The sequence below is a fragment of the Leifsonia sp. NPDC102414 genome (genome assembly GCF_044765685.1).
Lineage (GTDB): Bacteria > Actinomycetota > Actinomycetes > Actinomycetales > Microbacteriaceae > Leifsonia.
Map to the genome: position 1 here is coordinate 70,781 of NZ_JBIWKN010000007.1, position 9,475 is coordinate 80,255.

The following is a 9,475-nucleotide window of genomic DNA, read 5'->3' on the forward strand; positions in this document are numbered from 1 at the left end:
CGTACATCGCGGGCCGGGCCCGCCACTGCCCCCGATAGTCGGCGGGCCCTTCCCCCCGAGAGGAGAACACCCCGTGCCCGAGATCGAGCACCTGAACACCGAAGTCCTGAACCGGGTGCCGGCGGAGTTCCGGCCCCTGCTCAACCTGGACCACCTGACCACCTGGACGCTGGACCGGCAGCGCGAGCACAACGTCGACCACGGCGACTACGAGGCGGCCCGCGCGATGTTCCAGACCGTGCTGCGCTCCCAGGTCGTGGAGGGCGACGGCAAGTGGTCCGCCCGGCGCCGGGCGCGGAAGGTCGAGAAGCACCTGAACCGCCTGGTCAAGGCCTCGCGGGATGCGGCGCAGGCTTCGGAGGGCCTGCGCACCGCGTACGCCGACCACGTCCGCACCGTCGCCGCGCTGCCCGGCCAGCGGGCGGCCAAGGCCAAGGCGAAGGCCGACCGGCGCGGCCAGATGAACACCTTCGCCACGAAGTCGCTGAACAAGACGGTCGGCGCGATGACCGCCCGGCCCGAGAGCGACGACGAGGCGAGCGGTGAAACCGCAGGTCAGAGCGCCGGAAAGGGGTCCGGAGGTCGGACTGTCCGAGGCGTGAACGACCTGTTCGACCGCAAGGGAGCTTGATCAGTGCAGCAGTTGCCCTCGGTGTCCGATGTCAAGCAGGCCCGCCGCTCCGCCCACTGGGCGGAGCGGCAGCGCCGTCAGGTGGAAGTGCGAGGCCCTGCGGGTCTGGCCGATGCCTGGTGGGACCGGGCCCGCGCGATCTGCAAGGCCAATCCGGAATTGTGGAATGACCTCGCGCGGACGCTGGAGAACTGGACCGGCCGTCACGACGGCAGTCACGACGCGTAAGCGTCATCACCATCATCATCACCCGGGGGCGGACCGGATTCGGGAGGCCAAGGCGGGCGCGCGGGCGCATGGGCGCGCGGGCGCGCGAGGATCTCCTATCCGGTCACCCTCTGTCAACCCTGGAGAGCACGTGGCTGATGACCCTCGGGACGACAACCGGAACGGCAACGTCGTCTCCTTCCGATCTCGGGGAGGTGCCCCGCCGGGGCTCCCCCCGATCCCGGGCGCCCCTCCCCCAGCACCCCCGGACCCGCCCGCCGAACCGCCGCCCCCGGCTTCCGGGCCGGAGGCAGACGGCGGCGGGATGGTCCCCGCCCGGCGTCGCCGGTCGGTGGCCGACTCCCTGGCCGACCTCACCCCAGCACTCCCGCCGCCCCCCGGACCGGCGGACGGCACCGTCGCGCTCCGTTCGGAGGGGACGGCGCCCGCTCGCCGGGACGACGACGGCGGCGAGGCGGACGGCCCCGGCGTCGCCGCCCTCGGCCTCGCGGCGACCTTGGCCATCGCGCTGGCCGCGCTCCGGGGCACCGCTACCGCGCTGACGGACTGGCGCCAGCGGCGCCAGGAGCGGGCCGAGGAGCTGGCTCCGCTGCGCGAGGCCCGACTCAAGCACCGGCTCGCGGGCGAGGAGGCCGCCGCCAAGCACTCCCTCGCCATGCAGGGCATCGGCGACAAGGCGGCGCAGAAGCGCGGCAAGTCCATCCCCTCCAGCCAGGACTTCGGCCGTAAGTCGCTCGGCGGCGGCCGCGGCTCCCTCATGGGAGGCGGCGGCAAGGGCACCGGGTCCAGCGGCAAGGGCGCCGGCGGGACCGGGCCCGGCCGCGGAGGCAAGGGCGGGTCCGGCAGTGGCCTGACGCCGGGCGGCAAGAAGAACTCGCCGAAGACTTCCTCCGGGCTCGGCTCGCTCGGCGCCAAGGGCGGCTCGAAGTCACAGGGCTCCGGGAAGAAGAACAGCGGCTCGGGATCGGGGATCAAGTCGCCCTCGGGCGGCAAGTCCCCCAGCTCGAAGAAGTCCAGCCCGGCGCTGGAGCGGGCTCGGGGTCGTCAGGAGCGGGCCGCCACGCGGCAGGGCGCCAAGATCCAGCGGCGCGCGGACCGGCAGGCGGCCCGGGCGGAGAACCGGGCCAAGGACCGGGATGCCGCCCGCGACCGCAAGACCCGTGGGGCGGACGCCCGGCAGGACACCAAGGACCGGGTCCGCAACGCACGGGCCGACGCGAAGCAGGCACGCAAGGAGCAGGTTCGCCAGGACCGGTTCGAGGCCAAGCAGAAGGCGCGCAAGGCCCGGGCCAAGGCCCGCCGGAAGAAGAAGGAGACGGCGGCCGCCGCCGACGCGGACCGCACGACGCTGGGGCAGGCCGTTGCGAAGGCGGCCCGGCGCCGACTGAAGAAGCGCCGGAAGAACCTCGCCCCGCCGGTACTGACCACGGTCAAGCGCAAGAAGTCCAAGAAGAAGAAGGGAGGCAAGAGCGGCGGGTCCACACCGGCCGGGCCGAAGGTCGACCTGACCAAGAAGCCCAAGCCGGGGGCCGCGCCGAAGGTCGACCTCACGAAGAAGCCGAAGCCCGCCGGCGGTTCCGCGACCGGTACCGCGCCGAAGGTCGACCTGACCAAGAAGCCCAAGCCCGGCGGGCCGAAGGCCCCGGGGCCCGGCAGGAAGAGGAAGGCCCGGGTGAAGCCGAAGTCGAAGAAGAAGACGCGCGGCTCCGCCCCGGGCACCGGCCCTGCCGACCGGCGCAAGGCCAGTCGCAAGGAACGGGCCCGCCGCGCGAGCGAGCGAGCCCGGGCCAAGACGGGCGCCGACGGTTCCGCCGGAAGCGGCTGGGAGTTCTACACCCCGCCGCCGCGCGAGGAGCGCCGCAGCGCCTACGACTCCATGCGGGACACCGACCCGCAGCAGCAAGAGGGGGTGTGGACGGCAGAGCAGGTCTTCCCGCCCGGCTACCAGGCCTCCGCGCGCGAGCCCCTGACCACCGGGGCCCGCAGCCTCCCCGCCGGAACCGGCGGCCCCACCACGACCACGAAGGAGGCGCCCGTGGGCAACTCGCCCGCTGTGAAGACCGGGGCCGTCACGACCGCGATGGACGGCGGCATGAACCCCGAGCACGCGACGGAGGTGACGCTCGATGACGTCACCGAGTTCCTGGACGAGGTGGTCTCCGAGGCCTTCGCCGCGCACGACGAATGCCTCCTCCTCGCCGCCAAGGCCAAGGAGCTGATGTACGCGCTGGACGAGGTGGCCGCCCGGCTGGCCGCCAAGCACAACATCCTCGGCACCCTCACCGCCTGGGCGATGCGCAAGCTCGCCGAGTCGATGGAGGTCCTCTCCCGCAAGGCCGAGGAGATGTCGGTCAAGTCGCTCCACGCGGCCGAGACCTGCGAGACCGCGAAGACCGAGCTGGACGACGCGTACCGGCCGCTCACCCAGGCGACCGCGGACGCGGGCCTTCGCACCCCGGCCGCCCGCGTGCACAACGAGAACTAGGAGGTCACCCCGTGTCCGGAGAAATCGTGCCCGGTCAGGTCGTGTCCGGGGAGATCGTCCCCCGCGAGAGCTACGTCCCCGCGGTCCCCGACAGCGGCGACAACCTCCCGGCGATCCCCGACGGCAACCTGGGCTTCCTCAGCCTCGGTCTCGCCGTCACCACGCTCGCCGCGCGGGCGCTGTGGCTCAAAGAGAAGATCTGGATTCTCCAGGCGCTCTTTCGCCGCAATGCCGATAAGGCGAGCAACATGTCGGAGATGTGTGACGCGGCGGAAGTCGATCCGCGATTCACCGCCCTGATCATGGAGGGCGCCACCTCGCTGCGGGAAGTCGCCGAAGCCTCGGGCGACTTGGTGGAAGCCGCCGACGCGATGCAGATGGACGCTCAGGGCTTCAACGACGCCCACGAGAGCGAGTACCGCGGAGGCTACGAGGTCGTGCAGTCCATGGGCGTGCAGCAGCCCAAGCCCGGATTCAACGAAGTCAAGTACTGAATAGCCGCCCGGCTGCGAAGCGCCGGGCGGAAAGCCCCCCGCGGGAGGGGCCCCGGCGAATTCGTCGGGGCCCCTCCCCTTTCTTTCCTCCCGGAGGGGAAATGACGATGACGACGACCGACGTCGTAAAGGCCGATGCCGCCGCCGGTGAGCGGGGGCTGACCCGTAAGACCGCTCGCCGCCTCGCCTGGGCGGAGCGCACGGTGTACGGCGCCGCCGGCACCTGGGCCGCCATCGGCCCGCAGATGGACGTGCCTTGGTGGGCGCACGGTGCATCCCTGGCGACCGGCGCTCTCACCGGCGTCGTGCTGTGGAAGCGCAGCGACACCGAGGACTGGACGCGGCGACTCGTCTCGTCCCTGCGGTCCCTGCCCGTGCTCGGCTGGACCGCCGCCTACACCGGCGGCTTGCTGGTCCCCGTCTTCGACTACCCCAACGGGTGGCCGATGCTGGGAGCGGCCGCCTGGACGGCCGTGATGATCCCCATGGCGCCCTGGACGCGATCCAAGGGCCTCGCGCGGGCCGTCGACAACCTTCCGGTCCTCGCGGGTGAGCCGGAGGTCGTGGACGCGGAGCCGGTCACCTTCGCGGACCACATGCGGCTCCTGTGGAACCAGTCGCAGGCCACCGGGGAGACCACCCTGGAAGGCATCCGCCAGTACGACCCCAACGAGCCGGACTTCGAGGCGATTGTCCTGGCCCCCGCCGGCCACACCGTGCCGCGCACGCTGGATGAGCGGGCCATCGCCGGAGTCTTCGACGTCCCGGTCGACGCGGTCAAAACGGCGGCGGTCGACGGGTACGGCCCGGGCCGCCTCGCCATCCAGGTCGCGCCCCGCCTCGCCGAGGCCCGGCGCACACGCGAGGCCTTGGAGGTGGAGGCCGAGGACCCCGGCGCTTCCCTGGAACGCATCTGGGCCGAGTACGTCAACTGCACCGGCGGCGCCGCCCCCGGCGTTGAGCTGGTCGCGTACGTGATCGGGGAGGACCAGATCCGGTTGCGGATCGCCGCCCCCCGCGCGAAGCGACTGCGGGTCAATCACGAGGACCTGTGCTCCGCGCTCGGGATTGACGACATCTCCCGCCTCGTCATGGAGGGCGCGGGCCCGCGCGAAGCCGTCGTCTACATCTACCGGGCCAACCCCCTCCTGCACGTCCGGTCCCCCACGGTCGAGGACCTGACGATGGACGACCGCGGGCGCATCTCGATCGGCGTCGCCCACGACGGCACGGTCGCCCGCATCCAGCTTTTCAACTTCGACACCGGCCGCGCTCAGCACGGCATCACCGCCGGGACCACCGGCGCGGGCAAGTCGGGCCTGATGCGCATCCTCGGCGCCGCACAGCGCATCTCGGGCGTCATCTCCTGGATGGCAGACGTCCAGGGCGGTATGTCGATGCCGGAGATGGAAGGCCGCATCGACTGGATGGCCAAGGGCCCCCAGGAGACGATGCAGCAACTCCGCGCGCTCCACGCGGTCAAGGAGTACCGCGAGGCCCACTCGCGCGGCCGCGGTGACTTCGACTTCCACGGCCAGTGGCGCCTGATCCAGTGGACCGGCGACGAGATCAACCGCCTGCTGAGCAGCCTGGACCAGGACGTCCGCAAGGAAGCCGCATGGATGATCGGTGACCTCCAGAAGACCGGTCAGAAGGTCGGCATCGGCGTCGACTTGGCGGTCCAGTCGCTCCACCTCAAGGAACTCGGCGACAACCACGAGATCCGCGAGAAGGGCAAGGAGGGCCACGTCTTCCTGCTGCGCACCGCCTCCTCGTCCACGCAGGGCATGGGCCTGGACGGCATCGCGCCGATCGGCGCGCACGTCTCCCCCATCCCGGAGCGGATCTACGAAGGCGCGGGCGCCAAGGAGCTGTTCGAGGGCACCGCCGCCACCGAAGGCGTGCCGACTCCCGGCATGGGATGGCTGATCACGGAGGGCAAGGCGATCCTCTTCCGCACCTTCGTCCTGAAGAAGGTCAACGGCCTGTACCCCCAGCTCGAAGAACTGATGGACGGCCGCCCGATGCCGACCCTCACCCCGGGCGAAGCCCGCGCCGCAGGCGCCGCGTACGCCCACCGGGGCACCGCGGCCGCCACAGAGGCAGGAAAGGCCACAGGCGGCCCGTCGCGGCCCTCGCGGGGGCCGGTCGACAGGAACGCCCTCAACAGCGAACTGGAGCGCATTGCGGGCCTCCTGGAGGCCGACAACAAGGCCAAGGAGCAGAACGCCGAGGAACTCCCCGAAGCGCCGTCGCCCATGGCGGCCGCCAAGGCGAAGGCCCCGACGATCCGCGAACGGATTCTCGCCGCGCTCCAGGGTCACCCCGAGGGCCTGGCGCTCAAGGAGATCCGCACCGCCGTTGGCTGCGGCACCGAAGGCGGCCCCGCCACCCGCAGCGTGAACAACGAGGTCAACACCCTCGCTGGTGAAGGCGGCCTCGTCCCGCTCGGCAAGAGCGTCTACCGCCTGCCCTGACCCGCAAACGGCAGGGGACCGGCTACTCCGTCAAGACCGGCCGGTCCCCTGCCCACTCCCCCAACGCATCGAAGGAGCCACCCCAGTGAACCACCCCGACCGCCCCGCCGGCCGCGCGCTCAGCGAAGCCGAGGCAGAGGCCGAAGCCGTTCGCCTCATCGCCGAGGGCTACAGCAGGAACGCCCCCGTCGCCACCTCCTACAAGGACGTGTCGCCCGCGCAGAGCACCGGCGCCACGCCCGTTCAGCAGCCCGGCCGGACCGCCATGAGCCAGGGCGCCACCGATGCCAGCGTCCTCATGCTCGCTGGCGCCGGATCGGTGTCCATGGTCAGCGTGTCCGCCGGAATCCTGATGTACCTGTCCCAGTACGCCGACCCGGTCGTCTGCGGCATCGTCCTCGGGGCTCCCACGGTCGTCGTCCTCGCTCTCTGCCGTCTCGTTCGCCGGGCCAAGGAGGTTGTGGAGGCCGCCCCGCCCGTCATCCACAACCACTACGAGGGCACGGTCATCCAAGACAACACCGAGATCAACACCCACACCCGCGGCGTCATCGCCCGCACCCGTAACCACTTCGACCGCTGAGGGGAACCGACCGTGAAGCGACCCGAGAACGTCCTGCTCGCCGTCCTCGAACAGCACGGCGAGCGATGCGCCTGCCACGGCGCCTGCGGCGACGGCAAGAGGCACCCGGGCGACGGTGAGCAGTGCAAAGCCACGAGCAGCGGCAAGAACAAGCCCCTGCTGGCCGCACCGCGGAACCCGCACGCCACCGACGTGCAGAACGCGGCCGCGCCGCTGGAGGACCTGCGCCCCTGGTGCTGGCCCTGCTGGCGCGACGCGTTCGCCGCCGAGCGGGCGCGCGCCAACGACCAGCGCGGCCAGGAACTCATGGAGATGCAGATCGGGCTGTTCGACGTCGACACCGACGCCGCGGCGTAGTGCCGGGCCCATCCGGAACGGTCAAGCACGACGTCGGCTGACCACCGACGCGGGAGCGGCCGGACTTCTGGCCGGATGCACGGCCGCCCCCGCACTCCCCTGTCCAGCTCAGCAACCGAGGAGAAGCCTCAGTATGAACCGCAACCGCGCCGCCCACTTCGCTGCCGCCTACGCCCTCTTCCGCATGGCGGCGGACTACGCCGACCACTGGGGGCAGTCCGACTTCGACGCTCAGTGCAAGGGCGCCACCGACGAAGCGCCCGTCACCTACAAGCACGAGGACACCGGCGAGGAGACGACCGTCGGCACCAAGGGCGGCCGCGCCGCGTGCACCCGCCACGTCATCAACTACACCGCCACCCAGGGCATCGTCCTCGTCGTGGGCTCCCGACTCCTCGGCGTCCGCCTCAACCCCGCAGCCGTCGCCGGCGCGCTCGCACTCTCCGGCCTGACCCACTACGCGGCCGACCGCCGAGTACCCAACGGGCTCCTTCACCGACTCGCCAAGGCCAACGGCAAGGAGCGGTTCTACAAGCTCGCCGACCACGGAATGAACGGCGCCTACTGCCTCGACCAGAGCTGGCACCACTCGTTCGAGACCTTCGCCGCGGCGCTCGCCGCTCTCGGCTCCTCGACCCGCTGACCCGAACCGCAGACCGACACCGACCCTGACCAAGGAGACTGCACCGCATGACAACCGCAGAACTGAACCCCGTTGACGCTGCCCGTCGGGCCGGGCGCTGGGTGGTCGGAACCTTCCACGGGGACCACGACGACACCAAGGTCGTCGCCATCGGCATCCGTGACGACTCCGCCCCGCTCCCGTACGGCTGGGAATGCTCCTGCGGGATCGGTCAGCGTTTCCCCGACGAGGGCGGCATGTGGGCCAGTGCATGGCGCCACGTCCACCCGTCCCGCTGGCGCGCGCGGGCCCGGCGCCTTCCCATCCTGGGGCGCCTCGTCCAGCCCACGGCGCGTCTCCAGCACCCCCGGACGGCCTGACCGGTGACCGGCCGCGCGGTGCCCGCCGACCTGTACGCCGCGCTGCAAGTCTGCTTCCCGCATGGGGGATTGCCCGGCTGGCTCACCGCCGCCGGCCCCCGCTGTGGCACCGGCGCCGCCCCGATCCCGGTCGACGGCGCCGACCAGGCGAGCGAACTCGCCGACCTGGTCGCCCTCGCCTTGTGGGAACTCCTCCAGGACCCCGGCGGTGACCCGTTCACCAAGCTGTTCACCGCAGCCTGCGCACGGCACCTGAGCTGACAACAAGAAGCGGGCCCCGTCCTCGGACGGGGCCCGCTTCTTTGCGTTCCGGGACTTACGCCGCGTCTGCGGCCGCAGACGCGGCCGCGGCTTCGGTCTCGGGGCTACTTTCCTCGGGAGCTTCGCTCACGTCGGAGGTCCCTCCTTCAACCTCGCCGTCCTCGGCGTCGGTCTCGCTCTCCAGGAACGTGACCGTTACCCCGCTGACCGAGGACAGGACCTCGATCAGGGACTTCACCGCAGTGCGGGCGCGCTTCGGGTCGTGTTCCAGTGCGGCCTGGAGGGCGCCCGTGTCGAAGGTTCGCGCAGCCTTCGACAGGGCTCGCACGGTCTTCGCGGGGTCGGTCGCTGGAGTCGAGCGCGCTTCGACCTCCTGGGAGGCGAGGTAGGAGATCACCGCTTCCTCGGTCTTGGCCTTATGTCCGGCGGCTTCCTCCGGCAGGGCCTCTATGGCGCCCTGAACGAGTGCGGCAGTGACGCTCGCACCCTTGGCCTTCACGAGTCCCAGGTACACGTAGACGGCCGCCTGCACGCTGTGTTTCTCGACCAGCGGGACCAGCGCCCACGCGTGCCCGTACCCCAGCTTCGTAGAAACAATTGTTTCCAAACCGCCCCCTGGCTTGGCCTGGAACAGGGCTTCGGCTACGCGCCAGGTGCGGATCAGCTTGCCTGCATACTGCGGCGTGATGTCCCACCGGGCCTGGGTGTACTCCTCGAACGTCTCGAACTGTGCCCGGTACAGGCGAGCGTCCCGCACGACCTGGAGCGCCTTGCCGGCGGCCCAGAAGGCGAAGCGCAGGTTCTCGATCGCGCTCTCGCACTTGACCAACATGTCCTGCTCCTGCGCGATGAGCGCCGGAGTGTCGGTGAGTTGCTTCGTGGGGAGCCTCGCGGAGTCGCCGAGTACGCGCGCCAGCTCGATCGCGTTGTTCGGTCGCCCGGGGGCGACCGGGGCCC

General features: G+C 71.3%; 11 protein-coding genes. 10 read left to right on the plus strand and 1 reads right to left on the minus strand.

Features of this window, described 5'->3' with window-relative positions; genetic code table 11:
• The first annotated feature begins 73 nt into the window (after window positions 1-73).
• The 10 genes from ACIRCZ_RS19370 (at window position 74) to ACIRCZ_RS19415 (ending at window position 8,518) form a co-directional block, all read left to right on the plus strand.
• Window positions 74-631, plus strand: coding sequence for a hypothetical protein (locus tag ACIRCZ_RS19370; RefSeq protein WP_402856266.1), 558 nt, complete (start codon window positions 74-76; stop codon window positions 629-631).
• Window positions 632-634: 3 nt separating this feature from the next.
• Window positions 635-859: a hypothetical protein gene (locus tag ACIRCZ_RS19375; protein ID WP_402856269.1), complete on the plus strand. Its 225-nt coding sequence runs from the start codon at window positions 635-637 to the stop codon at window positions 857-859.
• A gap of 304 nt (window positions 860-1,163) precedes the next feature.
• Entirely contained in the window at window positions 1,164-3,344 is a 2,181-nt protein-coding gene (locus tag ACIRCZ_RS19380) for a hypothetical protein (RefSeq protein WP_402856272.1), read from the plus strand.
• An 11-nt stretch (window positions 3,345-3,355) separates the two neighbouring features.
• Window positions 3,356-3,838: a hypothetical protein gene (locus ACIRCZ_RS19385; protein ID WP_402856275.1), complete on the plus strand. Its 483-nt coding sequence runs from the start codon at window positions 3,356-3,358 to the stop codon at window positions 3,836-3,838.
• 107 nt (window positions 3,839-3,945) lie between these two features.
• A complete protein-coding gene (locus tag ACIRCZ_RS19390) occupies window positions 3,946-6,315 on the plus strand; it encodes a hypothetical protein (protein WP_402856278.1) in 2,370 nt (789 codons plus the stop codon).
• A gap of 85 nt (window positions 6,316-6,400) precedes the next feature.
• The gene (locus tag ACIRCZ_RS19395) at window positions 6,401-6,898 is read left to right on the plus strand and encodes a hypothetical protein (protein WP_402856280.1); all 498 of its coding nucleotides are present in this window, start codon (window positions 6,401-6,403) and stop codon (window positions 6,896-6,898) included.
• A gap of 12 nt (window positions 6,899-6,910) precedes the next feature.
• Window positions 6,911-7,255, plus strand: a complete 345-nt coding sequence (locus tag ACIRCZ_RS19400) for a hypothetical protein (RefSeq protein ID WP_402856283.1) — start codon at window positions 6,911-6,913, stop codon at window positions 7,253-7,255.
• Between the two features lie 133 nt (window positions 7,256-7,388).
• The gene (locus ACIRCZ_RS19405) at window positions 7,389-7,898 is read left to right on the plus strand and encodes a hypothetical protein (RefSeq protein ID WP_402856286.1); all 510 of its coding nucleotides are present in this window, start codon (window positions 7,389-7,391) and stop codon (window positions 7,896-7,898) included.
• Between the two features lie 47 nt (window positions 7,899-7,945).
• Window positions 7,946-8,257: a hypothetical protein gene (locus tag ACIRCZ_RS19410; RefSeq protein WP_402856289.1), complete on the plus strand. Its 312-nt coding sequence runs from the start codon at window positions 7,946-7,948 to the stop codon at window positions 8,255-8,257.
• Between the two features lie 69 nt (window positions 8,258-8,326).
• Window positions 8,327-8,518, plus strand: coding sequence for a hypothetical protein (locus ACIRCZ_RS19415; RefSeq protein WP_402856291.1), 192 nt, complete (start codon window positions 8,327-8,329; stop codon window positions 8,516-8,518).
• Between the two features lie 55 nt (window positions 8,519-8,573).
• Here the strand turns inward: ACIRCZ_RS19415 and ACIRCZ_RS19420 are convergent.
• The coding region (locus tag ACIRCZ_RS19420; protein WP_402856294.1) for a hypothetical protein at window positions 8,574-9,475 on the minus strand (902 nt) is incomplete at its 5' end.

What these genes read in the sequence shown, in the direction of transcription:
- ACIRCZ_RS19380 (WP_402856272.1), top strand. Translation starts at nt 1,164, where the DNA reads ATGGTCCCCGCCCGGCGTCGCCGGTCGGTGGCCGACTCCCTGGCCGAC.
- ACIRCZ_RS19390 (WP_402856278.1), top strand. Translation starts at nt 3,946, where the DNA reads ATGACGACGACCGACGTCGTAAAGGCCGATGCCGCCGCCGGTGAGCGG.
- ACIRCZ_RS19405 (WP_402856286.1), top strand. Translation starts at nt 7,389, where the DNA reads ATGAACCGCAACCGCGCCGCCCACTTCGCTGCCGCCTACGCCCTCTTC.
- ACIRCZ_RS19410 (WP_402856289.1), top strand. Translation starts at nt 7,946, where the DNA reads ATGACAACCGCAGAACTGAACCCCGTTGACGCTGCCCGTCGGGCCGGG.